Origin of the sequence: Streptomyces acidicola (genome assembly GCF_009377235.1) — a bacterium.
Lineage (GTDB): Bacteria > Actinomycetota > Actinomycetes > Streptomycetales > Streptomycetaceae > Streptomyces > Streptomyces acidicola.
Map to the genome: position 1 here is coordinate 47,090 of NZ_VMNX01000010.1, position 23,187 is coordinate 70,276.

The 23,187-nt window shown below is 68.3% G+C and carries 22 protein-coding genes and 2 pseudogenes; 12 read left to right on the forward strand and 12 right to left on the reverse strand.

All coding sequences use genetic code 11. From position 1 onward, the window contains the following. Positions 1-601: 601 nt before the first annotated feature. Together FPZ41_RS05935 and FPZ41_RS05940 are read right to left on the reverse strand one after the other, a co-directional pair. Positions 602-1,561 (reverse strand): zinc-binding dehydrogenase, encoded by a 960-nt coding sequence (locus FPZ41_RS05935; RefSeq protein WP_322619864.1) that lies wholly within the window; start codon positions 1,559-1,561, stop codon positions 602-604. Between the two features lie 70 nt (positions 1,562-1,631). Continuing rightward, the gene (locus FPZ41_RS05940; protein ID WP_152859816.1) at positions 1,632-2,513 is read right to left on the reverse strand and encodes an SDR family NAD(P)-dependent oxidoreductase; all 882 of its coding nucleotides are present in this window, start codon (positions 2,511-2,513) and stop codon (positions 1,632-1,634) included. Between the two features lie 126 nt (positions 2,514-2,639). On the opposite strand from FPZ41_RS05940, the gene FPZ41_RS05945 reads away from it, so the two are divergent. Continuing rightward, a complete protein-coding gene (locus FPZ41_RS05945; protein WP_152859818.1) occupies positions 2,640-3,263 on the forward strand; it encodes an acyl-CoA-like ligand-binding transcription factor in 624 nt (207 codons plus the stop codon). Positions 3,264-3,290: 27 nt separating this feature from the next. On the opposite strand, the gene FPZ41_RS05950 is transcribed toward FPZ41_RS05945, so the two are convergent. From FPZ41_RS05950 to FPZ41_RS05965, 4 genes are all read right to left on the reverse strand, one after another. Continuing rightward, the gene (locus FPZ41_RS05950; protein WP_228022500.1) at positions 3,291-4,106 is read right to left on the reverse strand and encodes an SDR family NAD(P)-dependent oxidoreductase; all 816 of its coding nucleotides are present in this window, start codon (positions 4,104-4,106) and stop codon (positions 3,291-3,293) included. Between the two features lie 167 nt (positions 4,107-4,273). Continuing rightward, complete coding sequence (locus FPZ41_RS05955) at positions 4,274-5,395, reverse strand: LLM class flavin-dependent oxidoreductase (RefSeq protein ID WP_152859820.1); 1,122 nt, start codon at positions 5,393-5,395, stop codon at positions 4,274-4,276. A 122-nt stretch (positions 5,396-5,517) separates the two neighbouring features. Further along, the gene (locus tag FPZ41_RS05960; protein WP_322619865.1) at positions 5,518-6,672 is read right to left on the reverse strand and encodes an LLM class flavin-dependent oxidoreductase; all 1,155 of its coding nucleotides are present in this window, start codon (positions 6,670-6,672) and stop codon (positions 5,518-5,520) included. A gap of 50 nt (positions 6,673-6,722) precedes the next feature. Continuing rightward, the gene (locus tag FPZ41_RS05965; protein ID WP_322619866.1) at positions 6,723-7,217 is read right to left on the reverse strand and encodes a flavin reductase family protein; all 495 of its coding nucleotides are present in this window, start codon (positions 7,215-7,217) and stop codon (positions 6,723-6,725) included. A 428-nt stretch (positions 7,218-7,645) separates the two neighbouring features. Here FPZ41_RS05965 and FPZ41_RS46880 point away from each other — a divergent pair, with 428 nt between their 5' ends. Genes FPZ41_RS46880 through FPZ41_RS05980 form a run of 4 tightly spaced genes read left to right on the forward strand, consistent with a single transcriptional unit; the run spans position 7,646 to position 10,430 of the window. Then, positions 7,646-8,125, forward strand: a complete 480-nt coding sequence (locus FPZ41_RS46880; protein ID WP_194236000.1) for a nuclear transport factor 2 family protein — start codon at positions 7,646-7,648, stop codon at positions 8,123-8,125. Continuing rightward, complete coding sequence (locus FPZ41_RS05970; RefSeq protein WP_322619867.1) at positions 8,122-9,117, forward strand: enoyl-CoA hydratase-related protein; 996 nt, start codon at positions 8,122-8,124, stop codon at positions 9,115-9,117. Before FPZ41_RS46880 ends, FPZ41_RS05970 begins: the two co-directional genes overlap by 4 nt. Continuing rightward, the gene (locus FPZ41_RS05975; RefSeq protein ID WP_322619868.1) at positions 9,114-9,890 is read left to right on the forward strand and encodes an enoyl-CoA hydratase-related protein; all 777 of its coding nucleotides are present in this window, start codon (positions 9,114-9,116) and stop codon (positions 9,888-9,890) included. The genes FPZ41_RS05970 and FPZ41_RS05975 overlap by 4 nt, the downstream gene beginning before the upstream one ends. 33 nt (positions 9,891-9,923) lie before the next feature. Then, the gene (locus FPZ41_RS05980) at positions 9,924-10,430 is read left to right on the forward strand and encodes a nuclear transport factor 2 family protein (protein ID WP_152859824.1); all 507 of its coding nucleotides are present in this window, start codon (positions 9,924-9,926) and stop codon (positions 10,428-10,430) included. Between the two features lie 12 nt (positions 10,431-10,442). Here the strand turns inward: FPZ41_RS05980 and FPZ41_RS05985 are convergent, their stop codons facing one another. Further along, positions 10,443-11,138: a TetR/AcrR family transcriptional regulator gene (locus FPZ41_RS05985; protein ID WP_152859826.1), complete on the reverse strand. Its 696-nt coding sequence runs from the start codon at positions 11,136-11,138 to the stop codon at positions 10,443-10,445. Positions 11,139-11,251: 113 nt separating this feature from the next. On the opposite strand from FPZ41_RS05985, the gene FPZ41_RS05990 reads away from it, so the two are divergent. From FPZ41_RS05990 to FPZ41_RS06000, 3 genes are all read left to right on the forward strand, one after another. Further along, the gene (locus FPZ41_RS05990) at positions 11,252-12,910 is read left to right on the forward strand and encodes a class I adenylate-forming enzyme family protein (protein WP_152859828.1); all 1,659 of its coding nucleotides are present in this window, start codon (positions 11,252-11,254) and stop codon (positions 12,908-12,910) included. A 17-nt stretch (positions 12,911-12,927) separates the two neighbouring features. After that, on the forward strand, positions 12,928-13,668 hold the full coding sequence (locus FPZ41_RS05995) for a carboxymuconolactone decarboxylase family protein (protein ID WP_152859830.1): 741 nt from the start codon (positions 12,928-12,930) through the stop codon (positions 13,666-13,668). 213 nt (positions 13,669-13,881) lie between these two features. Further along, positions 13,882-14,652 (forward strand): enoyl-CoA hydratase/isomerase family protein, encoded by a 771-nt coding sequence (locus tag FPZ41_RS06000; protein WP_322619869.1) that lies wholly within the window; start codon positions 13,882-13,884, stop codon positions 14,650-14,652. 25 nt (positions 14,653-14,677) lie between these two features. Here the strand turns inward: FPZ41_RS06000 and FPZ41_RS47960 are convergent, their stop codons facing one another. Then, positions 14,678-14,842 carry a hypothetical protein gene (locus FPZ41_RS47960; protein WP_407698753.1) on the reverse strand — a complete coding sequence of 55 codons (165 nt, stop codon included), beginning with the start codon at positions 14,840-14,842 and terminating at the stop codon, positions 14,678-14,680. Positions 14,843-15,561: 719 nt separating this feature from the next. On the opposite strand from FPZ41_RS47960, the gene FPZ41_RS06010 reads away from it, so the two are divergent. Continuing rightward, positions 15,562-15,999, forward strand: coding sequence for a winged helix-turn-helix transcriptional regulator (locus tag FPZ41_RS06010; protein ID WP_322619870.1), 438 nt, complete (start codon positions 15,562-15,564; stop codon positions 15,997-15,999). A gap of 196 nt (positions 16,000-16,195) precedes the next feature. Here FPZ41_RS06010 and FPZ41_RS06015 read toward each other — a convergent pair whose 3' ends face one another. Further along, positions 16,196-16,462, reverse strand: coding sequence for a hypothetical protein (locus FPZ41_RS06015; protein ID WP_152859832.1), 267 nt, complete (start codon positions 16,460-16,462; stop codon positions 16,196-16,198). Positions 16,463-16,564: 102 nt separating this feature from the next. On the opposite strand from FPZ41_RS06015, the gene FPZ41_RS06020 reads away from it, so the two are divergent. Continuing rightward, a complete protein-coding gene (locus FPZ41_RS06020) occupies positions 16,565-17,809 on the forward strand; it encodes a serine/threonine-protein kinase (protein ID WP_407698754.1) in 1,245 nt (414 codons plus the stop codon). A gap of 244 nt (positions 17,810-18,053) precedes the next feature. After that, positions 18,054-18,834: pseudogene (locus tag FPZ41_RS06025) on the forward strand (IS5 family transposase). Between the two features lie 307 nt (positions 18,835-19,141). Here FPZ41_RS06025 and FPZ41_RS06030 read toward each other — a convergent pair. From FPZ41_RS06030 to FPZ41_RS06040, 3 genes are all read right to left on the reverse strand, one after another. Then, complete coding sequence (locus FPZ41_RS06030; protein ID WP_152859834.1) at positions 19,142-20,020, reverse strand: ABC transporter substrate-binding protein; 879 nt, start codon at positions 20,018-20,020, stop codon at positions 19,142-19,144. A 110-nt stretch (positions 20,021-20,130) separates the two neighbouring features. Continuing rightward, the gene (locus tag FPZ41_RS06035; RefSeq protein WP_152859836.1) at positions 20,131-20,886 is read right to left on the reverse strand and encodes an SDR family NAD(P)-dependent oxidoreductase; all 756 of its coding nucleotides are present in this window, start codon (positions 20,884-20,886) and stop codon (positions 20,131-20,133) included. Then, positions 20,883-21,425: a TetR/AcrR family transcriptional regulator gene (locus FPZ41_RS06040; protein ID WP_322619871.1), complete on the reverse strand. Its 543-nt coding sequence runs from the start codon at positions 21,423-21,425 to the stop codon at positions 20,883-20,885. The genes FPZ41_RS06035 and FPZ41_RS06040 overlap by 4 nt, the downstream gene beginning before the upstream one ends. Before the next feature lie 523 nt (positions 21,426-21,948). On the opposite strand from FPZ41_RS06040, the pseudogene FPZ41_RS06045 reads away from it, so the two are divergent. Then, positions 21,949-22,873 (forward strand): annotated as a pseudogene (locus tag FPZ41_RS06045) (NADP-dependent oxidoreductase). Positions 22,874-23,187: the final 314 nt, after the last annotated feature.

A 23,187-nucleotide genomic window follows, 5' to 3' on the forward strand; every position in this document is an offset into this window, starting at 1 on the left:
CCGCCCGGCAGCCCGCCGGAACGTCAGCAGCGGCTTGCCGTCCGCGCCGCTTTGGCGGGGCCGCGAGCCTCGAAGCACAGTGTGATGCTGTCAATGTCCCGCCGTCAGTGAAGGACTGTCTTCGATCAGGCTTCATCTGTCGCGGCAAATGCCGGATTTACTGCGGCGGAGCCTCTACCGTGATCATCGCGACCTGCGGCGGACGATTCCGGCCTCCGGGGCGAGGTGTACGCGCTACACCGACCGGCTGGCGGAAGAAGTCCAGCGCCGCCCCGAGGCGTCCATCCAGCCGCTCTTGGATGCCGTGGCCGGCTACACGATGCGCCAGGTCCTTCACGAGGCGATCTACCAGTCCGAACCGGAACACCGGCCCGAGGACCTCGCCGATGCCCTCAGCCTGGTCCGCGCCGCCCGTGCGGCCGTCGACGCAGCCGAGGGCGGCCTGATGCTCGCCGGATCGCCGAGGCCCTCGGCGTGGACTCCGAACAGGCCGGCCAAAGCCGCTATCGGCGCCGCGTCGGCAACCTCAACCGTTCTGAATCCGGGAGGGAAGCGCTCCGGTCAGCGGTCACCTGAAGGTTGGGAAGGGAGCGTGTGGCGCTCAGTCGTACAGGACGACGAGTCGGCCGATGACCTCTCCGCGTTCGAGCTTGCCGATGCCGTCGCCGATCTGGTCGAAGCCGATGTGAGTGATGCGGGACGTGACCTTGCCGTCGGCGATGAGCTGGAGGACCGCTTGGCAGTCCTCGGGGGTACCCGCCTGGGAGCCGGTGAGCATGACCTGATTGAGAGTGAGTGCCTGAAGGTTGATGGTGCCTTCGCCGACGCCCAGACCCACCAGCACGACGCGTCCGTCGCGCCGTACGGCTTCCACCGCCGCGTTGGTCGTGGTGCCGAATCCGGCGAAGTCCACGATGACATCGAGCTTCTTGTCGGCGAATGCGGCCATGTCCGCCGCGACGTCCGTGACTCCGAGTTCACGGGCGAACGCGTGCACCTTCTCGTTCTTCTCGACCACGAAGACTTCGGCACCGACGGCGAGGGCTATCTGAGCACCCAGCGAGCCCAGCCCGCCGAATCCGATGACACCCACCTTGGTGCCGGCCGTCACAGCTCCCTGCACGATCATGGCGTGGTAGGAGGTGAGCCCCGCGTCGGTCGCGGCGGCCGCCTGATCCCACGCGATGCCGTCAGGCAGCGGGATCGCCAGGTTCTCGCGTACCGCGACCTTGGGCTGGAAGCCGCCGTTCGACGAGGTGCCCGGGCCTTCGATCGCGGCGGGCACGGCGACTCTGTCGCCGACGGCGAAGCGACGGGCACCGGGACCGGTGGAAGCGACGACGCCCGCGATCTCGTGCCCGAGGGTGATCGGGCGGAAGGGCAGCAGGGAGGTCAGAGTGCCGTCGAGGAATCCGACGTCACTGTGGCACAGACCGACCGCCTTCACGTCGATCACGATCTCCCCCGTGCCCGCTTCGGGTTCCGGGATGTCGTTGCGGGTGAGGGGCTTCCCGACCGCCGTGAACTGCCACGCCTTCATATGCGTTCCCTTCTCGTCCACCGGTCCTCTGTGACGGTTCGACCGCCGAGGACCGGTGAACCTTGTGCTGGTCTCCGGCCGCTCGTTCCGGTTACGCGGAGTCGTGCTTGGCGGCGGCGGAGAAGTTGGGGTCGACGCCGGTGACACCCATGGCGGTGAACGCCTTCCCGACGACGGCGCCCATGTCGAGGTGGGAGACGGAGGTGATGCCGCCGTCGACGGCGATGTGCTGGCCGGTGATGAACGCGGAGCGGTCGCCGGCGAAGAACAGGGCGGCGTTGGCCAGGTCGCGGGGCAGACCACCGCGGCCGATCGGGTGCAGTTCCCCGAGCGGCTCCTTGAGTGCTTCGACGAACGCCGGGTACTGCGAGGGATCGAGGTCGGTCCCCTTCGCCATGATCGGTGTGAGGATGAGGCCCGGCATGATGACGTTGGAGCGGATCTTGTAGGGGGCCAGTTCGTGGGTGGCGGTCCGGGCGACCTGAAGCACTCCGGCCTTGGCCGCGTCGTACGACACCGAGGACAGGCCGGCCTGGATACCGGCGATGCTCGACATGGAGACGATGCTGCCTCCGGTGCCCTGCTCCTTCATCCGGCGGCCTGCGTACGTGTGGCCCAGGACCACGGAACGGAGCAGAAGGTCGGTGGTCCGGGTGAAGCCGTCGGGGTCGAGGTCGAGGAGCCCGCTCTGCTCACCGAGGGCTCCGGCGTTGTTCACCATGACATTCAGCCCGCCGTACTGACTCACGGCGCGGGCGATGAGCGCCTCCACGTCGGCCGCCACCGTGACGTCGGTGTGCTGGAAGGTGACGTCGTCACCGAGTTCCTTGTGCAGGGCGTGACCGGCCTCGTCGTCGATGTCGCCGACGACGATCCGCGCGCCCTCCTCCAGGAAGACGTCCACGATGCCACGGCCGATGCCGCTCACCCCTCCGGTGACGACGGCGACCTTGCCGGTGAGTTCCTGTGCCATTCCCGCGTACCTCCTTGGACGGCGGAAGACTGCCGGACCCGGCCGCCGCGCCCGAGCCGTCCACCCTGGTCAGACAATAATGGTACTTGGTTCCGAAATTCATCCGAGTGGTGAGGACGCGCTGACATGACCCAAGCCAGGCGACCCCGGGGACGACCGCCGCTGTCCTCGCGCGAGAAGGTCGAGGCGGTGGCGATCGAACTGTTCCTGGAACACGGCTACTCCGGGACCAGCCTCGCGACGATCATCGAGGCCTGCGGCGTCAGCAAGACGACGTTCTTCCGCTACTTCGCGTCGAAGTCGGAGATCATCTGGTACGCCTTCGACACACACACGCGCCACCTGCGCCGACTGCTGGCGGAGGCGGACTCGTCCGAGCCGGCCATGACAGTGGTCCGGACATGCGTCGTGGACGCCTTGCGCGCTTCCATCGACGAGCGTGGAATCTGGATGAAACGCTTCATCATTCTCGACGGTTCCCCCGAGCTCAGGCCCGAGGGGTCGACCCAGTGGACCAGTTGGGCCGATGCGGTCAGCGAATACGTGGCCGGGCGTCTGGGCGTGAGCGAGCGCGGCCTGGTGCCGGCGAGCATCGGTGGCGCTGTCCAGGCCGCTTACCTCGCCACCCTCCGCGGCTGGCAGACCTCCTCGAAGCCTGTCTCCGAACTGCTGCTCGAACTTGAGGCGGATCTCGCGCCGCTGTGCGACGTGCTCCAGGGGTGGCTGGACCGGCAGGGGCCACGTCGGTGAGCCGCCACGCAGCCGCACTCACAGAACTCAGCGGACCGAGATCAGACCGCCGTCCACCGGGATGAGCTGGCCGGTGATGAAATGGGACGCGTCGCCGGCGAGGAAGACCAGGACCGGCGCCAGGTCCTTCGCCGGGTCGCCGAACCTGCCTCCGAGCGGGATCTGCTCCGCCGTCTCCTTGTCGTGCGCTGCAAGCGCCTCGGGCGAGAGCGCTTCGCGGAACTTCTCGTACATGGGGGTGACCACATACGGAAGGACGGCGTTGACCCGGATTCCAGCGGGGCCCCAGTCGCGGGCGACGCTGCGGGTCCAGGTGTGTACCGCGGCCTTGGTGGCGCCGTAGACCGCGTTGTTCCGCTCCGCGGTCAGGCCCGATTCCGAGCCGAAGTTGATGATCGCGCCCGAGCCGGTCTCCTTCATCAGGGAGAAGGCCGCCGCGTTGGTGTGAACGGTGCCGAAGAAGTTGATGTGGAAGATGGTCTCCAGTAGGTCCTGCGGAACGTCATGGGCGGGGGCGTGGCGCTGGATGCCCGCCACATTGACGAGGACGTCGAGCCCGCCCATGCGGGCGGACGCCTGGGCGAAGACGGAGTTCACCTCCTCGCGGTCGCCGACGTCGGCGCGTGAGAAGGTGACCGATCCGGGACCGGCCTTGGCGGCTTCTTCGGCCACCTTGAGGCCGGTTTCCTCGTTGATGTCGAGGGACGTCACGGTGGCGCCCTCGGACGCGTAGGCGCGGACCACGGCTTCCCCGATGCCCTGTGCACCGCCGGTGACGATGATGCGTTTGCCTGCGAGTTGCATGTGCTCTTCCGTCTCCTCGCGCTGGTTGCGTGTCCTCATCGCCGTGTCCCCATCGCTCGTCATCGCTCAGAAGCGCTCCCTCTGAAGCGATCCCTCTCAAGCGCGGTGCGGACGCCGAGATCCCCTTGCGGGCGGCATCACCCGTGCGGCGGTTGGCGACATGGGTGATGCCGCTGTCGACGCCGATGCGCCGGCCGGTGATGACGTCAGGCCGTGGCTGCCGTACCGACGGGGCGGACGCAGGGCACGACCTCCTTGGCGATCCGGTGCATGGACTCGATCCACGGCGTCGGATCGTCGATGTAGTCCTGGGTGTTCAGGACGATCTCGCCGAAGCCGCCGATCCGCTCGTTCATCTCCTCGATCTTGCGGATGACCGTTTCGGGAGACCCGCACAGCCACACGTGCTCGGCGATGAAGTCCATGTCGACGTCCGCCACGTCTATGCCGGTGCCCGAGTCGTCGATGTACCCCTGGAGAATCCCGAACCGCTGGTAGATCGGCACGAGGTATTTCTCCCAGCAGTGGCCGAGGCCGCCGTTGATGGCACGCTTCCTGGCCTCCTTGTCGGTGTCCGCGACAAGGACGTCCCGGCAGATGCGGAACCGCTCGCGGTCCAGCGGGTGGCCGTTTGCCGCCGCGCCCTCGGCGTACGTGTCCCAGTGCGAGCGGGCCACGTCGACGCCGCCGAAGAACGAGATGGGCGAGAAGCCGTTCTCCCCGGCATAGCGCATCGACGACGAGTTGTACGACAGCGCCGTCACCGCGATCTCCAGGGCCTCCGGTCCGCCCCACGGGGAGAAGTCCGGCATGACGTGCTCCTGGTGGCCGTCCTCGGCCGAGGGCTCCTCCTCGGGGAAGCCGCCGGTGAAGAACCGGCCCTCATAGTGGAACGGCTCGCGCTTCCAGACCTTGCGCATGATCTCCAACGCCTCGTCCCGGCGGGGACGGGCCTCGGACAGGTCGGCCGCCTGTCCCCGGATGATGGCGTCGCGCGGATAGGCTCCGGGACCTATCCCGAGGAAGTAACGGCCCTTCAGGACCCGTGAGAGCCAGCCGACCTGGATGGCCAGGGAGCCGGGCTGGTGCAGCCCCAGGAGATGCGCCATCGGGGCAAAGCGAATCCGTTCGGTCTCCCGGGCACAGGCGCCGATGACGATTTCCGGGTTCGGCACGCTCTCCCAGCCCTGAGTGGCGTGCTCACCTATCATGAAGTCGGTGAAGCCGGCTTGGTCGGCCTCCCGGGCCATGAGAACCGAGTAGTCGAATACCTCGCGGGGCGTGCGCTCGGGGCGCATATACGGAACGTTGAAGATGCCGCTCTTCATGGTCTGCTGCTCTCCTTTGAACCCGCGAACCCGGCCTCGTCCAAGGCATGGTTCTGCGCTTGACCACAGTTGTCCTGCACGCGGAAGAGTCTGGTTTCCGATCATGGCGGACGCTCTTTCCGCTAGACCAGCGTTCCCTCACTGTCCTTGCTCGAGAATCGAGGGGCGACTTCCTCGGCGAACCGGATCAGTTCGTCGTTGTTGCGGCCCGGTTCCAGGTGTCCCTGGCCGAACATGAGGAAGCACTCGTTGAATCCCAGGCGGTCGTGGGCCTGCTCGATCTGCCGGGAGATGTCATCCGCGGTGCCGATGAGCACATTGGGGAACTGCTGACCGTGGGGGATGAACCACTTGTCCCAGAACCACCGGTGCTCGGCCTCCAGTTGGGCGGCCTGCTCCTTGTCATCGGTCAGGATGAGAAAGCCGCCCCAGGCCCCGATTTCCTCGCGGGGCACGTCGCGCCCGGCCTTCTTCGCCGTCTCGGAATAACGCTTCCACAGCGCCTCGCAGAAGTCGAGATCTGTGGCGAAAACAACTTGCTTTCCGCCCTCGCGGGCCCACATGTCAACGGTTCGCATGCTGTAGGCGAAGGCACCGTAGACCTTTGGGTGCGGGTTCTGGAAGGGGCGCGGGGCGATTCCGATTTCCTGGACGATGCCGTTCTCGTCCATGCCTCTGCCGAATTCCTTGTACCCGGGGTGGCCGGCCGAGCCGCCCTCCGGGGGGAACTGCCAGTACTTGCCCTTGTGGCTGAAGAGTTCGTTCTCCCACGCCTTCTTCAGTACCTGGACGGACTCCTCGAAGATCTCCCGGTTGGTGGCATCCTGATCGTCGCGGGCCTTGGCGTGCTGGACGTTGGTCGCGCCGATGCCGCGGATCGCGGCGTAGGAGTCCACCCAGCGCGCGTGGTAGCCGCGGGTGAAGCCGACGATGAGCCGCCCCTGGAGGATGTGGTCGAGCGTCGCGATCTCCTCGGCCACCCGGACCGGGTTGTGCGTGGGCAGGACGTATCCCAGGATCCCGGCACTCATGCGCTTGGCGTGCGACCCGACGAAGAGCCCCCACATACCAGGGTGGTTGGTGATCTCGAAGCCTTCGATCTGCAGGTGATGCTCGGGCGAGCAGTAGCTGGCGTAGCCCAGTTCGTCGGCGAGCCGGACATAGCCCTTCACCTCTTCGAGGTACCGCTGGTACAGGTCAGGGCGCTGCCCCGCCATGCCCTGCTCGAGTTCGTGGCGCCGACCGATCACGCCGGTCTGCATGAGGTGGAATTTCACCGGTCCGTCTCCTTGTGTCTCTCGTGGCGGGCGATGGCATCCACCCGGGCTCACACGGCGACGAGCTGCCGGAAGCGGCTGCCGTGGAAGACCAGCGGCGCACGCTCGGGCTCGGCGCGCAGGGCGTGGATGGCCAGCAGGACGATCGCGTGGTCCCCGGCCGGAAACTCCTGGTGGACGGTGCAGTCGAACCAGGCCACCGCGCCGTGGACGAACACCGCACCGTCGGTGTTGCTGCTCCACTCGACCCGCGCGAACCGGTCCCCGGTCTTCTGGGCGAGGGTGCGGCAGGTCTCGTTCTGGTCCTGGGCGAGCATGCTGACGCCGAGTCGGCGCAGTCCGCGCAGTCGCGGCCAGGTGGTCGAGGTGTTCTGCACGCACACCGCCGCCAGGCTGGGCTCCAGGGAGACCGAGGTGAACGAACTCGCCGCGATACCGACCGGCTTGTCACCCTCCATCGCGCAGATGGCCGTGACACCGCTGGGGAAGCACCCGTAAGCGCGCTTCAGCAGCTCCGAGTTTCCGGTGTTGGGTTCCAGATCCACCCTGTGCCCCTCTTCTGTGAGGTGGGTACTCCGCAGGCCCTTCGCCACCCGCCGGCCCACGTGGAGGGTTCCTGGCGTTCCGCGGGATTCGAGTGAAGGAGTCGGTGGCTTCAGGCAACGCCGACTGTGTGCGGTATCGCCAAGCTATCTACACCAACGTAAACCGTCAACACTATCGTAAATTGATCTTGAAGTTGCTCTACCGCAGCTCACAGGCTTCTCCAGCAGTGCGCCGAAAGCGTTGACCGTTTACATGGACGTAGATAGCATCCACGGCACGCCGTTCCGGCAAGGCGGCGGCAGAGTGACCGAGGACGAGCCGGGACCCGTCAGGCGGCTCCTGGTCCTCCCTCACAACTCCCTCACTCCGACACTCCGACCCGACCCGCCCGTGCGAGAGCAACCGGGCGATCTGGAGGATGACGCAGATGACGCAACAGGACGAGGCGACGGCCGCGCTGGCCGATCTGGTGGAGACGGAGAAGATCCACCGGCTGCTGTTCGACTACGCCTACCACCTCGACATGAACCATCCGGACGAGATCGCGGGCCTGTTCACCGAGGACTGCTACGTCTCCTACGGACCGGGCTTCGGTGCCGAGGGGCGTGCTGCGTACCGCGAAACCCTGGGCGGGATCGGCAGCTTCTTCGCCGCGACCAGCCACCATGTGTCGAACATCGTGGTCGACTTCGGCCCGGACCGGACCACCGCGACCGTGCGGTCGGTGCTCCACGCCTGGCACAGGTACACCAGGGACCGCCCGGACGGGCACTTCTTCGGCCAGTACCACGACGAGTTGGTCCGTACGGAGAAGGGCTGGCGCTTCGCCAGGCGCGAGCTGCGGGCGTCCGGCGTGGTGGACTTCCACGTAAAGAAGCAGATCCCGATCGGCCGGGCGGTCTCGTGACGGCCTCGTCGGAGCCGGGCGGCACGGGGCCTCCCGCGTCCGGCGCGGGCGGCGAGGACGGCGCGGGCGGCGCGGGCGGCGCGGGCGGCGCGGGCGGCGCGGGCGGCGCGGGCGGCGCGGGCGGCGCGGGCGGCGCGGGCGGTGCGGGCGGTGTGCCGGGCTACCGCAACATCCGGGTGGAGCACCGCGGCCCGGTGAGCTGGATCATTCTCGACCGGCCCGAGAAGGCCAACGCTCTGTCGAACGAGATGCTGGACGAGTTCTCCGACGCCCTGGACAGACTGGCCCGCACCGGTGGCCCGGTCCTAGCCATCCGCGGCGCGGGCAGGGGGTTCTGCTCCGGATACGACATCGAGCAGGTCGGCAGGACCGTGGCCGCGCCGGACCCGGTCGCCGACCGCGAACGGCTGGCGCACAACGTCAACCGCTACCTGGCGATCTGGGACCACCCGAAGCCGGTGATCGCCGCGGTGCACGGCTACTGCCTGGCCGGCGCGAGCCAGCTGTGCGTGTTCACCGACATCACCGTCGTCACCGACGACGCCAGCATCGGCGAGCCCGCGCTCCCGCTGGGCGGCGGCTACATCGCCCCGCTGTGGGCACCGCTCGTCGGCCCCAAACGCGCCAAGGAACTTGCCTTCGTCCCCGGCAACACGATCGACGGAAAGACGGCGGTCACCTGGGGATGGGCCAACCACTCGGTGCCCGAGGAGGAGTTGATCCCGACCGTGGAGACGATGGCCGCCCGTATCGCGCGCATCCCCTCGGACGTGCTGCGCGTCAAGAAGCTCTCGGTCAACCGGGCCATGGAGGCCATGGGCGTACGCACCGCCGCGGCCGGCGTCCCCGAGATGGACGCCCTGCTGCACCTGTCCCCGTCGGTGGCCCAGATGCGCGCCTGGATCGGCGAGGTCGGACTCAAGGAGGCCATCGCCTCCTTCCGGCGCGACCCCCAGGCCACACCCGAACCCATCGGAAAGGACGCACCGTGAGTTCCGGAGTCGAGTTCGTGAAGGACGGCCATGTCGCGCGGGTGGTCCTGGACCGTCCCAAGGCGCTCAACGCGATCACCCCGCAGATGGACGACGCGCTGTTGGACGCCTGGACGGAGATCAACAACGATCCTGACATCTGGGTCGCGGTCCTGTCCGCCACCGGCGAGAAGGCGTTCTGCGCCGGCGGGGACGTCAGCGGGGCCGCCGAGGGCCCGAGCCGGCGCATGGCCCTCGGCGGGGGCCTCACCGGCGTCGGCGGTCCGCTGCTGACGCTGCGCAAGCCGCTGGTCGCGGCCGTGCAGGGCTACGTCATCGGCGGTGGGTTCGAACTGGCCATGTGCGCGGACGTCATCGTCGCGGCCGACACGGCCCAGTTCGGCATGCCGGAGACCAAGGTAGGCATCATCGGCGAAGCCGGCATCATGCACCGGGCCATCCGCCAGCTTCCCCACCACATCGCCCTGGCCATGATCCTCACCGGCGAGCGCATCCCGGCCGCGGCGGCCGAACGCTACGGTCTGGTCAACGAGGTCGTCGGCTACCCGGACCTCGCGGAAGCCGCCGATCGCTGGGCCCAGAAGATCACGGCCGCCTCGCCGCTGGCAGTGCAGGCAGCGAAGGAAGCGGTCCTCTCCCGGGTGGGCTGGCCGCTGGAAGTCGCCCTGGCGACCCGCTACGAACCCATCGAGGCCTACGCCTCCACCAAGGACCGCCTGGAAGGCCGTGCCGCCTTCGCCGAGCGGCGCGCTCCCCGGTGGCAGGGCCGCTGACCGTCATGGAACCGCTCACGGAAAGGTGTGGAGATGAGTGATCTGGATTCCCGCATCCGCAGGCTGGAGGACCGTGCCGCCATCGAGGACCTGGTGATCCGCTACTTCCTCGCGGCCGACGACAACGACCTGGAGACCCTCGGATCGACGTTCGCGCCGGATGCCGAATTCCTCATGGGCGGCGGTTTCTCGGGCGGCTCGGACCGCGAGTCGATCGTGCGCTTCATCAAGGAGGACCGGGCCACCATGGGGGTCACGGTCCACACCCAGAACTTCACGCTCCTCACCTTCCACGACGACGACCACGCGGACGGTGTCGTCGGCGCCCACCTGGAGCTGGCACGCGGCGGGACCACGGTCTACGGCGCGGTGCGCTACCTGGACGACTATGTGCGTGCGGACGCGGGGTGGCAGATCAAGCGCCGCGAGCTGGCCGTCCTCCATGTCGGGCCGTGGGAGGACGTCGCCACGTCGCTCACCGCCGAACTGCGTTCCCGCTGGCCGGGGCAGAAGCCGGTGTCGGCCGATCTCCCCCGGTAGCCGGCCGGAAGGTCACGGCTCGCCGCGCCGCAGACCGTCGAAGAAGACGGCCGAGAAGGTCTCGACGGTCTGCTCCAGCGTATATTTCCGGTCGCCCGGCTTGAACCAGCGGTGGGTCCAGTTCACCATTCCGAAGAGTGCTTTCACCACCAAGGGCACGGCCAGGTCCTCCCGGAAAGTCCCCTCCCGCACCCCCGAGGTGATGATGTCCGTGACAATCGATTCAAATCGGCGGGTCTTCCGCGCCATTTCACGTGCCCACGGCGTCGACTGGAATGCAACCTTCCCCATGTCTTCCTGGATGTAGACATACACATAGGGGTAGTTCGCCACATACGAAGTAATCTGCAACTCGATGAGGAGGCGCAGCTTCCGATGGGCATCCATATCCATGTCCGCGATCCGGACGGCCTCGGCAAGATTCTCGTCCAGCACCTTTTTCGCGGTGGCCTGGAAGACCTCCTGGAACAGCTCTTCCTTGCCTGAGAAGTAGTAGTAGATGGCCGCACGGTCGGTGCCGAAACGGGCGGCGATGTCACTGAGCGTCGCAGCCTCGTAACCTTTTTCCTTGAACACGTCACCGGCGATTTGCAGCAATTCTCCACGTTTCGCCAAGTATGCGGCGCCGCCTTCTACTTGAGCGCTCTGCCGACGCTTACTCAGACCGCTGTGCGACGTTTTCGGGGTGCGTTTGGCGGGCGGACTCATAACGCGGAGCCTACCACCGCCAGGAGTGCGTTCATCGGGGGTCCGGGCGGAATGAATCAGAACAGCCCGAGCATAAGGCAGAGTTTGGGCGACATCGACGGGCGGAGATCGGCATGACGGAGAATGTTCGGTGGACCGAGGTGTTGTGCGTCGGCGACCTTCTGGTGAGGGCTGCCCATCGGCACCCCGGGCGCGACGCGCTGGTGCTTCCCGGTGTGCGGTACACCTACGCCGAGTTGTACGAGCGTGCCGAGCGGACCGCACGAGGACTGGTCGCGCTCGGTATCCGCCCCGGACAGCATGTGGGGCTACTCGCGTCGAATGGCGTCGAGTTCGCCGAAGGGCTGTTCGCCATCTCGCTGATCGGTGGGGTGGTCGTTCCGCTCAACGCCCGCCACAAGGCCACCGAACTCGCTTACATCATCGACAACAGCGATCTCGTCGCAGTGCTGACCACCGCCGGCGCCGACCAGTACGTCGACTTCGCGGCGGTACTCAAGGAAGCCCTGCCGTCACTGGCCACCGCGAAGGTCCCGACCCGGCTGAGCCTGCCCGAGGCTCGCGGGCTGCGCGCGGCGGTGCTGCTCTGCGGTGCGGACCGGGCTGGATTCCTCGACCGCGCCGCGTTCGACCGACTCGCCGCGGACGTCGATCCGCGAAGGATTCTCGAACTGCGGCGCCGCGTCCGCGTCCGCGATATCGCGGCGCTTCTCTACACATCCGGCACGACCGCGAACCCCAAGGGCTGTCTGCTGTCCCACGAGGCCATGACCCGCGGCCCGGTGGAACGGGCCCGTTTCCGGCTCGGCACCGGTGACCACGATGTCACCTGGGCCGCCGGACCGCTTTTCCATATCGCCGCCCTGTCGCCTTTCCTCGGGTCGATCGGCGACGGCGGGACATTTCTCACCGATGTCCACTACGAACCCGGCAGGGCCCGGGATCTGCTGGTTCGCGAGGGCGCCACCGTCGCCTTTCCCTGGTTTCCGGCAATCATTCAGCCGCTGCTCGACCATCCCGCATTCGACCCGACGGAGCTCCGGGCATTGCGATCGATGTTCCTGATCGGCCCCAGCGTCCTTCTGGAACGCGTGCAGTCCGCCCTGCCCGAGGCCGAACTCATCGCGGCGTGCGGCATGACCGAGACGGCCGGCATCTATGCGCTCAGCGACCGGACCGACTCGATCGAAACGCGCGCCACGGCACAGGGCAGACCCTACTCCGGAATGGAGATCCGCATTATCGACCTGGAGACCGGAGAGGGCGCCGAAGTCGGCGTGATCGGCGAGCTACTGGTCCGTGGCTTCTGCGTCACCGACGGGTATTACCACGATCCGGAGGCGACTGCGGCCGCCTTCGACGAAGGCCGCTGGCTGCACACCGGCGACCTCTACAGCTGGACTCCCCAGGGCCAGGTGGCATTCCACGGCCGGCTCAAGGACATGCTGAAAGTCGGCGGCGAGAACGTCGCCGCCCTCGAAATCGAGTCCTTCCTCGCCCGGCACCCGGCGGTGCGGTGCGTCGAAGTGGTCGGCGCCCCCGATCCCCGGCTCGACGAAGTGCCGGTGGCCTTCGTCGAGGTCCGCGACGGGTACACGGTCACCCCGGAGGAACTGATGGAGTTCTGCCGGGGCCGTATCGCCCGTTTCAAGATTCCACGCGCTGTCCGCTTCATCGAACCCGGCGGCTGGCCGATGTCCACCACGAAGATCGACAAGCGGGCTCTGCGCCGCATGCTCAACGAGACGGAATCGGAGCTGACACACCCGTGAACAACGGCCCGGCGGACATGACCGCGAGCACAACGCGTTCCCGTATCACGGTCGACGCGGTGCGCCGCGAGGTGCTCGACGTCCTGGACGGCGTACCCGACGGCGTACCCCACGGCGACGGACTCGGCCCGTGCGACGCGGCGCTCATCGGGCTGGCCGTGCGCGCGGCGGTGTCGACGCTCGACCCGGACGGCATCGAGGAGTACACCCGGCACGCGCTCGACGCGGGCGCCACTCCCGCACAGATCCACGAAACCGTCGTGGTGGTCTCCGGACTCGGGGTGCACTCACTGATGGAGGGCTCCCGCCGGGTGGCGGCGGTGCTGCGGGCGCGAGGCACAGAGCCGGGCGCGGCTGCCCTGGACGGACCGCTCGACGAGCACCGCGCGGCCCTGCGCGCGCGTCTGCGGGGCGATGATCCGTACTGGGACGACTTCGAACGTGAGGTCCCCGGCTACCTGGACGCCCTGCTGCGCATGTCCCCCGAGGCGTACGAGGCGTTCTTCGCCTACTGCGCGGTGCCCTGGCGGACCGGGCACGTCCGCGGCCGGGTCAAGGAACTCATATCCCTGGCCGCAGACGCGACCCCGACCCACCGCTACCTGCCCGGGGTTCGCCTGCACCTGACGAACGCCCTTCGGCTGGGAGTGGGCAGAAGAGCCGTGCTGGAAACCCTCGACATCGCCGCCGCCGCGCCCGAGCACCTCGGCGTACCCGCGGCATCACCCGGCACAGGGCCGGGAGAGGTTACCCGGTGAGCCAGTGCCGCGCGAGCCGCCAAGGCACCCGGTCGCCGTGGCAGGCGGTCCCGGTGGCAGGCGGTCCCGGTGGCGGGCAGGCCTCTCAACAGCGGTCAGCCGGTGCCCTCCAGCCCGGTGACACCACCCGCCAGGTCATACGTTCGACAGGGGCAACGGTCATGCACGGCCCTGCAGCCAGGAGCCCCATTTCGGGGCCACGAAAGGGGACCCGTGACATACGAAGCGGTCCGGTACGAGCAGGACGGCGCGGTCGCCCGTATCACTTTGGCTCGTCCGTCGGTCTCGAACGCGATCGACTTCACCACCGCCATGGAGTTCGCCGGAGCCGTGCGCAGGGCCGCGTCCGACGAGATCCGCGCCGTCCTGATATCCGGTGAGGGCAAACGGTTCTGCTCGGGCGGGGACCTCAATTCCATGGCGGAGGCGGACGACCCGGCAACATACGTTCATGCACTGGCGACCGAACTCGACCGGGCGTTGCGGGACCTGTCGGCGCTTCCCAAACCGGTGATCAGCGCCGTGCATGGGTCGGTCGCCGGTGCCGGACTGGGCCTCGTACTCAGTTCCGACATCGTGGTAGCCGCTCGCTCCACCCAGTTCCTCTGGGCCTACGCCGGAGTGGGTCTGACGCCCGACTGCGGCGTGTCGTACCTGCTCCCGCGCGCGGTGGGACAGCAGCGCGCACTCGACCTCGCTCTGACGGGACGGGTGCTGTCGTCCGACGAGGCATCGCAGTGGGGCCTGGTGGCCGAGGTGACCGATGACGGAGAGCACTGGGAACGCGGCTCCGCGCTCGCCGCACATCTGGCGCGGGCCCCGAGCTACGCCCTGGCCGGGGCCAAGAGGCTGATCGGATCTGCCTGGGAGGTGTCCCGCGAGGAGAGCTCGGAGAACGAGGCCGACACCATCGCGGAGGCGGTGACGACCGACGACGCGGTAGCTCTGATCGCCGCGTTCACCAGTGCCTCGCGGCGAGGGTGACTCGTGGTGGCCCTGAAGGGTGTCTTTACCGGGGCGGGCCGAGAGAGTCCGTGATCACGTGCCGCTTGCGGCCCGGCATCTCCTCCCCGCCGTCATAGCCGCGCGAGGCGGCCGACACCGTAGCCGCGGCCCGCACCGACTGGGAGCCGATGATCCCAGCGGTCTGCCCGGGTGAGCGGCCCTCGCGCATCCGGACCCTTCCGCGCGGCCGGTCGTGGAACTCCGCCGTCCGGCCCTGGCGCCGCCGGCGTCGGAAAAAGGCACAGGCCTGGCTGGACCACCAGCGACGAAGCCCACCCGCACGAGGCCCTGCTCGGTATGCTCGCCCTGCCGCACGGCGCCACCAGCACCGAAGTCGGCGAAAAACAGCTGAACAAGACCATCGCCCGCCGCCCTCGGCCAGTACCTGGAACAGCAACTCGGCGCCGTGCCAGCCCAGTTCCATGTACCCGAGTTCGTCGTTGATCCACTCGGGATCATCGCAGCCTCCGTGCCCGACGAAGGGGTTCACCGAATCAACGCGAAGGCCCCGCCCGGACTGCTGCCGGTCCAGCGAGGGGCCTTCGCCGCGCACGGAGGCAGGCGAAGAACAGCGTGATCGCCTCCAACGAGTCGTTTGGAAAAGCGCACTTGCTCCGGCGAACCCGTGTGAGGTGGCGGCAAATTTTCACCGGCTCGGCCTTGTGGAGGCGACGAAGAGGGTCGGTCGTGCCTTATCTTGCCGCACTGATGACGTAGGCGATCGCGGCGGCGACCACGCTTCCGGCCGCTCGGCCGGCCTCTTGCGCTGCGCCGGGGGTGCAACCTGCGTGGCATGGTCAGGTGCTCTGAGGCGCGCCTGTAGTGCTACCTGCCCGGCGGTCGGGGTCTCGCCGGCCGCATTCTAGGCCACCTGGGCGTTTATCGGCGGTGTGGACGCTGCTGATCCTCCACGACGCCTTCGACGGCTACACCCGCTTCGACCAGTTCCAGGAGAGCCTGGGCATCTCCTCCAGCATGCTCACCACCCGGCTGAAGAGCCTGGTCGTGGACGGGCTGCTGGAGCGCCGGCCCTACCAGACCAGCCCCGTCCGGCACGAGTACATGTTCACCGAACTCGGGCGCTCCCTGCACCCGGTGATCGTCACCTTGGCCGCGTGGGGCAACTCCCGCCTCACGCCGACGGAGCGCAGCATGATCCTCGTCGACGCGCACAGCGGCAAGGAAGTCGAGCCCGTCGTCGATGCCAAGACCGGCCGCCGACTCGACGACAGCGCCACCTACGTCTTCACCGCAGGCCCCGCAGCCAGCGACGCGATGCGCATCCGCTACGCGACACGGCCGGCCATTCCCGCGGACGAGGCGTAAGGCTTCCCGGATGAGCCTCGTACAGCCTTGAGCAGGGCCGGAAGCACAGGCCGTACCCGATCGGCCTGGCGACGCCGACTTGTCGCCGGCGTCACACCCGCCGCTCCTCCCCAGCCGTTGAGAACTGGATCAAGTGAGGCGAGGAGCAACACCGGTCGCTTCCAAGGTTCTGTCAGCGATCTCATGAACGCCGAAGTCAGCCGACGCTGCCTGGACTGGGCAACGGTGTCTGGCGCGGTTGGGCGCGGAGCCCGTCGAGAATGATCGCCAGATGGCGTCGCCACAGATCAGAGGGGCGTTCGCCTGGCAGGGCCATGACGGCGTCGATCATCGCGGCGATCGGCGCGACGTCGGTCTCGGTGACCCCGTCGCGCAGCGCACCTTGAGCGCGGGCCCGCGCCACGAGAGCCTCGCGGGTCAGCCGGCCGCTGGTCGGTGTTCGCGGCGAACCGTCGGCGATCATTCCAGTAGGCTGAGACCGCTGCGGCACCTCCAAGTCACCCGTCCTCGCGGGGACATGGCCGACAGCAATCGAGTCGTCTCGGACGTGAGGATGAAGCAGCAGGTGCTGACAGCGGGCCGGTATCGGCTGCACGACGTCATCGGGCGGGGCGCGATGGGAGAGGTCTGGCGGGCGTACGACGAGATGCTCGGCAGACCGGTGGCCGTCAAGCTTCTCCTCGCCCAGGACTCCGACCCCACCGCCGCCTCTCGCTTCCGGCTGGAGGCCCAGACCGCGGGGCTACTCAGCCACCCCCACGTGGTCGGCGTCCTCGACTTCGGCGAACACGAGGGCCGGCTGTTCCTGGTGATGGAGCTGGTCGAGGGCGACAGTCTCGCCCGCGTGTTCACCGCCGCCGGGAAGCTGCCGGCCGTGGAGGTGGCCCGCATCGCCGCCCAGGCCGCCGCCGGGCTCGCCGCCGCGCACGAACAGGGCATCGTGCACCGGGACATCAAACCCGGCAATCTGCTCCTCGACGCAGGCGGAGCCCTGAAGATCGGCGACTTCGGCATCGCCCGGTTCGTGAACGACCCGGGCGCCGCGCTCACCGCGACCGGACAAATCGTCGGCACCAGCTTGTACCTCTCCCCCGAGCGCGCTCTGGGTAAGCCCGCCGGCCCGGCCGCCGACATCTACGCGCTCGGCTGCGTCCTCTACCAACTCCTCACCGGGCGACCACCGTTCCACGCCGACACCGCCATCGCCATTCTCCACCAGCACCTCGACACAGCCCCCGCGCCGCCACGGGAACTCGGCGTCGTTCTGCCACCCGCCTTCGAAAACTACCTACTCAGCCTCCTCTCCAAGCGGCCCGAGGACCGCCCGACAGCACGCCAGGCAGCCGAGTGGTTCGCCACAGGCGCCTGGTTGGGACGCCCCGAGCCCCTTCCAGCACCCTCTGTACCCGCACCCATGACACGCCCCTGGCCGGAGGCAGAGGCCACGGCAGAAGGCACCGCGACCACGTATGCCTTCCCGTCCCGACTCGGCGGAACCGCTCCAGCGCGCCGGACGCGGCGCCGACGGTGGCCGGGAGTACGCGCGTTTGTCGCACACCGGCCCCAAGCAGCGAAAGCCGCAGCAGCAGCGTTCGTCTTCGTCGTGGCACTGCTTGTCGGCATGGCCTTGTTCTCTCCCCAACGCAGCTCGGCGGAGGCGCCGTCGACGGACCCGCCGCAGACCACGAGCCCGCTTCCGTCCTCGCAGCCGAGCGGCCCCCCAGTCACGCCCTCAGCTCCGACCGCACTCCCGGTCGGCGGTGAGGAGAACGCGAACGGCCGACACGATGAGGAGGACGACGAGGACTGATCCCGCGTTACGGGCCATAAGAGGGCGTTTATACAGGTCAATGCTGTTATGCGGCTTACATGAGCGCCCCACTTTGGCATAGTTCGCCTTGCAGATGCCAAATATCCCAGGAATGGACGCGAGCCGGGGTGCCCGTCTCATCCGCCTCTGTGCCCGGAAACCCATCTGACGTAGAGACGTGGCAGAACCTCCCGCTCTTCTGCGGAGTCAGAGCCTTCCGCCTCGGTCGTGATCACGCTGAGCCGTGAGTGAGCGCAAGCCGTATCCCAGTGACCTGTCCGACGCCCGATGGGCCTTGATCGAGCCGACGTTGACGGCTTGGCGGAACGCCCGGCTCGAACGCCGACCAACGGAAAGCCGGCCCAAGTCGACTTACGTGACGTGTTCAACGCAATCCTCTACCTCAACCGCACCGGAATCCCCTGGAAATACCTCCCGCACGACTTCCCCGGCCATGGCACCGTCTACTTCTACTACTCCGCGTGGCGCGATGAGGGAATCTTTGCCCAGCTCAACTACGACCTCACCGCGCTCGCCCGCGTGAAGGAAGGCCGCAAGCCCGAGCCGACCGCCTGCGTCATCGACACCCAGAGCGTCAAGACCTCCACCAACGTGCCCCTGGCCAGCCAGGGGACCGATGCCGCGAAAAAGATCGTCGGCCGGAAACGGGGCATCCTGACCGACACGATCGGACTCATCCTCGCCGTGACCGTCGCCGGTGCCGGCCTCTCCGAGAACGCCATGGGGATACGCCTCCTCGACCAAGCGAAAGAAACGTACCCGACCATCGCGAAAATCGACGTCGAGGTCGTCAACCGTAACCCTGAGAAGCGCGGCTTCCATGTCGTGAAAAGGCGCTGGGTGGTAGAGCGGAGTATCGGCTGGATCATGATGCACCGCCGCCTCGCCCGCGACTACGAAGCCCTCACCGCCAGCTCCGAGCCATGATCCACATCGCCTCGATCGATAACCTCACCAAGCGCATAACGGACGAGACCACCCCTACCTGGCGAGGAACTTACTAGGAGATACGGGGCAATCCACCTAGATCAAACGCCCTCTTAGGCGAGTTCGCGGTGAGCGTCTCCAGCCGGTCCCGCAGTTGCACCGCCGCCTGCACGGACCCCGAAGGAAACTGTTCGACGGGCCGGGCCGGGACAGCGAAGGCGTCCGCGGGGGGTGTGTTTGTCTTGTGGGTGTGGCGCGGCCTGAGTGTCGGCTCGGGGGCGCGCGGCCGCCTCCAGCTTCTGGCCAAAAGCGGCCGCGGGAGTCTCTGCGTGGGTGGTCTTGAGGTACTGCCCGTGCTTTGGCAGCGCCGGCGTCGCCGGGTTTCTAGGGTGTGGTGATTTCGGTGCGATAGAACTTGGCTGCGGTGACGGTGGCGGGGACGCCGAGTTCGGCGGCGACCGCGGTGATCGCGCTGTCGCCGACGGTGAGGTCGGCTTGGCCGTCGGTGGTGAAGTACGGTGCGATGAACGTCTCGTAGTGGGCTCGGACTTCGTCCTCGGTCTGTCCGCCGAGGAACGTCCGCATGTGCCGCACGGTGGTATCGGGGTCGTCGTGGATCACCTGCAGGGCGCGCCGGTGGGCTCGCACGACGGCCTGGACCGCTGGGTCGTCCGGGTCGATATAGGTGGGGTCGACGGCCACACCCACGGTGGGGATCTGGAAGTGGTCGCCGACCCAGGCCGGCACCTGCCAGCCGTGCTCGGCGGCGACCGCCTCGGGCGCCATGGTGCTGCCGACGTAGGCGGCGTCGATCTTGCCCTCGCGCAGTCGGCGCAGGTCCATGCCGTAGTCGCCGGGCGAGCGGACGACGGTGTCGACGTCGCGGTCGGGGTCGAGGCCGGCCTTGCGCAGCACGATCCGGGCGAAGCACCCGGGTGGGGTGTGGGGGGCGTGGACCGCGAGCCGTTGGCCGGCCAGGTCGGTCAGGAATGTCAGGCCGGGGCGGGCGAGGAACCAGAACAGCGGGTGGTGAGTGTTGACATTGAGTGCGACCCACGGGGTGCCGTCGGTCAGCCGGGACAGCAGTGCCCTGCCGAGACCGATGGTGGCGCAGCGGCGCAGGCGTTCAATGTCCCAGGATGAGCCGTCGCGCAGTGCGACGTGGACGCCCTCGTCGGCGTAGAAGTCCTGCTGGTCGGCGATGTAGGCGGCCAGTTCCTCGTGCACGCCCCGCCCGACATAGGCGAGATCGATCGTGTACATGAAGCTCTTCCTTGATCGTGTCATCGCCGCGCCGTCCCGCGCGGGCGCGGGCGCGGGACGGCGCGGCGTATGGTGCTGAGGTGACGGTGCGGCGGATATCGGTCGGGCTGTCAGTCCATCGACATTCCGCCGTTGACCGCGGCCGTGGTGCCGGTCATGAAGACGTTGTCCTCGCCGGCGTAGAAGGCGACCGCTTGGGCGACGTCGGCCGGGCGTGCCAGGCGGCCCATGGGGGTGAGGGCCACCTGCCGCTGCTTGATCTTCTCGTCGAGCGCGTACCCCATGCGTGTGTCCTCCACCGGGCCGGCTGCGACGATGTTGACCGTGATGCCCTGCGGGCCCAGTTCCTGGGCGAGGTAGCGGGCGAACTGCTCCAGGGCGGCCTTGGCCGCGCCCAGTGCGATCATGCCCTGGCGGGGCCGACGGCTGAGGCCGGTGCTGATGTAGATGATGCGTCCCCAGCCCTGTTCGCGCATGGCGGGCAGGACGGCCTTGGTGACCGCGAACGCCGCAAGCATCTCGGCGTCGATCTTGCCGCCCAGCTCCTCCCACGTCATGTCCTGGAACGACTTGACCGCATACGGGATCAGCGCGTTGTGCACAATGACGTCGATGCCGCCCCACGCCGCCTGGACCTGCTCGACCATGCTCTCGATCGCCGCCGGCTCGCGCACATCGGCCTGCACGGCCATGGCCTGGCCGCCTGCCGCCTCGATGTCGGCCACGACCTCCTCGGCGGCCTTGATGTTGCGGAGGTAGTTGACCACCACGCGCATCCCTCGCGCGGCCAGAAGGCGTGCGGTGGCCGCGCCGATTCCGCTGCTGGCCCCTGTCACCAATGCCACTCTGCGGGTTGCCCCGGTCATGGGCCCACCTCCTGTTCATCGTCGCGAGCCGTCGGAATGAGCGCCCGGAGTCCTTCGCCGTCGGTGCCGGGGTCTGCTGAGCGGATCGCCCCGTGGAGCACGGTGTCGACGGTCGCCCGCAGCAGATCGGCCGCGGTCCAGTCGAGTTCGTGCGGCAACTGCGAGTTGAGCAACCGCTCCAGCGCGCAGCGGGTGATCTCACTCAGCAGCTCGGGCGGTGCCGACAGCAGTCCCTGCCGGTGCCCGTCCCGGAACAGCTCGTCAAGCCTCCGGTAGACCAGCGCATCCGCACGCTGCTCCACGTACTGGCGCAGCATCGCATCACCCCGCCCCGTCGCGAGCTGAGCTGCGCCGATGCGTCCCAGCTCGCTGCCTGCCGCGATCAGGAAGCGCTGTACCCGCACATCGAAGGGCTGCTCTTCCGCGCCCTCGGCCGCTGCCACCAGCGTGCGGTCTACCGCCGCGAACTGCCGATCCAGCACCGCGGCCAGCAGGCTGCGCTTGTCCGGGAAGTGACGGTAGAGCGTCTTCTTGCTCACCGGAGCTCACAGGCGAGATCGTCCATGCTGACCCGCCCGGAACCCGGGGCGAGGAACAGTCGGCCGGCCGCCTCCAATATCACGTCAGCGCGCTGCTCGCCACGGTCGGAAACTTGAGAAACTGATTTAGTTTCCATGGTTCTCATGGTGGCTCCCCGTCCCTGCGCTGTGCAAGGCGCACCTTCTGGGCAGGTGGGACTACTGAGCGAATGCCGTGATCTTGACCGGCGCGGAGGAGGGCCGCCTCGGGGATCAACGGAAGCGTGGATCGGCGCCGACATAGATCGTGCTTGCTACGCCTCCTCTGAGCGCTGCAGGACGCCCCGGGTGCGGCAGGCACTGCCGACGGGCGCGTAACAGCTCGGGCAGTCGTGACGTCCAGCGCCACATGTGGCCTGATTGGGCGTCACAGACAGCAGTCCGTCAGAAGCGACAGCAGGCGGGCTGCGAGAGTTCGTGGCAGCCTGTTTCCGATCGCTCGAAGGGGGCGAAGCCTGAATCACCACTGGAGAGAGGACCTGGCATGCAGGCCGTCGCCGTTCGGAGACCGCGCCGCCGGTGTCGAGGGAATGTCGCTGACGGAGGTGCCCTACCCCCACCTCGCCGAGAACGACGTCATCGTGCGCGTGCATGCCGCTGGGTTCACCCCGGGGGAACTCGCCTGGCCGGGAACGTGGACAGATCGCGCCGGGCGCGACCGGACGCCGAGCGTGCCTGGACACGAGCTGTCGGGCGTCGTTGCCGAACTCGGGTACGGCACCACCGGTCTCTCGGTGGGCCAGCGGGTGTTCGGGCTGGCCGACTGGACCCGGGACGGCTCGCTGGCCGAGTACACCGCGGTGGAGGCTCGCAATCTGGCTCCGCTTCCGGCGGACGTCGACCACACGGCGGCCGCCGCACTGCCGATCTCGGGGCTGACCGCCTGGCAGGCCCTGTTCGACCACGGCCGGCTTGCCGCGGGGCAGACCGTCCTGGTCCACGGGGTCGCGGGCGGTGTGGGGTCGATCGCGGTGCAGCTCGCGCGTGAGGCGGGGGCGCGGGTGATCGGCACGGGCCGGGCCGGCGACCGGGACACCGCTGTCGGGCTGGGGGTGGATGCCTTCGTGGATCTGCAGGCCGATCGGCTGGAGGGCGTCGGGCAGGTCGATCTGGTCCTCGACGTGATCGGCGGCGAGGTCCAGGAGCGCTCGGCCCCGCTGGTGCGGGCCGGGGGCACGCTGGTCACCATCGCCTCGCCGCCCGAGGTCCGTCCGCGGGACGGCCGGGCCGTCTTCTTCGTCGTCGAGCCCGACCGTGCCCGGCTCGCGGACCTGGTCCAGCGGCTCAGGGACGGACGGCTCAAGCCGATCGTCGGCGAGGTCAGGGCGCTGGCCGAGGCACCCGCCGCGTTCGCCCCCGGCCGCCACGCCCGTGGCAAGACCATCATCCGGATCATGGACGGCGGATAACCGGCGGCAGAGCGCGCGGACGCCTGGCCCCGGGCCGCCTTCACGACCCGAAGCCCGCGCCGCACTTGCGCTGCTATGCCCGGTTCGCCGTCCGGGCTGCACCTGGCGACCGTCGCGGTCGCCGTCGAGGTCCCACTCAAGCGACTCAGGCACGCCATCGCCTGCTTCCCGACCGTCAGCAAGATCTGGCTCTTCTCCGCGCCGCCTACCAACTCCTCCAGCCGTGGCTACGCGAGCCGGCCAAACGATTCGTGCGCTGGCGACTGAGCATCGACCAGGTCGTGTCCGTGAGCCAGCTGTCGTCGGTTCGGGGT

Excerpts from the sequence above, each read along its gene's own strand:
- FPZ41_RS05940 (WP_152859816.1), bottom strand. The coding sequence starts at position 2,513 with ATGGCACAGGAACTCACCGGCAAGGTCGCCGTCGTCACCGGAGGGGTG.
- FPZ41_RS05945 (WP_152859818.1), top strand. The coding sequence starts at position 2,640 with ATGACCCAAGCCAGGCGACCCCGGGGACGACCGCCGCTGTCCTCGCGC.
- FPZ41_RS05950 (WP_228022500.1), bottom strand. The coding sequence starts at position 4,106 with ATGAGGACACGCAACCAGCGCGAGGAGACGGAAGAGCACATGCAACTC.
- FPZ41_RS05955 (WP_152859820.1), bottom strand. The coding sequence starts at position 5,395 with ATGAAGAGCGGCATCTTCAACGTTCCGTATATGCGCCCCGAGCGCACG.
- FPZ41_RS46880 (WP_194236000.1), top strand. The coding sequence starts at position 7,646 with ATGACGCAACAGGACGAGGCGACGGCCGCGCTGGCCGATCTGGTGGAG.
- FPZ41_RS05980 (WP_152859824.1), top strand. The coding sequence starts at position 9,924 with ATGAGTGATCTGGATTCCCGCATCCGCAGGCTGGAGGACCGTGCCGCC.
- FPZ41_RS05985 (WP_152859826.1), bottom strand. The coding sequence starts at position 11,138 with ATGAGTCCGCCCGCCAAACGCACCCCGAAAACGTCGCACAGCGGTCTG.
- FPZ41_RS05990 (WP_152859828.1), top strand. The coding sequence starts at position 11,252 with ATGACGGAGAATGTTCGGTGGACCGAGGTGTTGTGCGTCGGCGACCTT.
- FPZ41_RS05995 (WP_152859830.1), top strand. The coding sequence starts at position 12,928 with ATGACCGCGAGCACAACGCGTTCCCGTATCACGGTCGACGCGGTGCGC.
- FPZ41_RS47960 (WP_407698753.1), bottom strand. The coding sequence starts at position 14,842 with ATGCGCGAGGGCCGCTCACCCGGGCAGACCGCTGGGATCATCGGCTCC.
- FPZ41_RS06015 (WP_152859832.1), bottom strand. The coding sequence starts at position 16,462 with ATGATCGCCGACGGTTCGCCGCGAACACCGACCAGCGGCCGGCTGACC.
- FPZ41_RS06030 (WP_152859834.1), bottom strand. The coding sequence starts at position 20,020 with ATGTACACGATCGATCTCGCCTATGTCGGGCGGGGCGTGCACGAGGAA.
- FPZ41_RS06035 (WP_152859836.1), bottom strand. The coding sequence starts at position 20,886 with ATGACCGGGGCAACCCGCAGAGTGGCATTGGTGACAGGGGCCAGCAGC.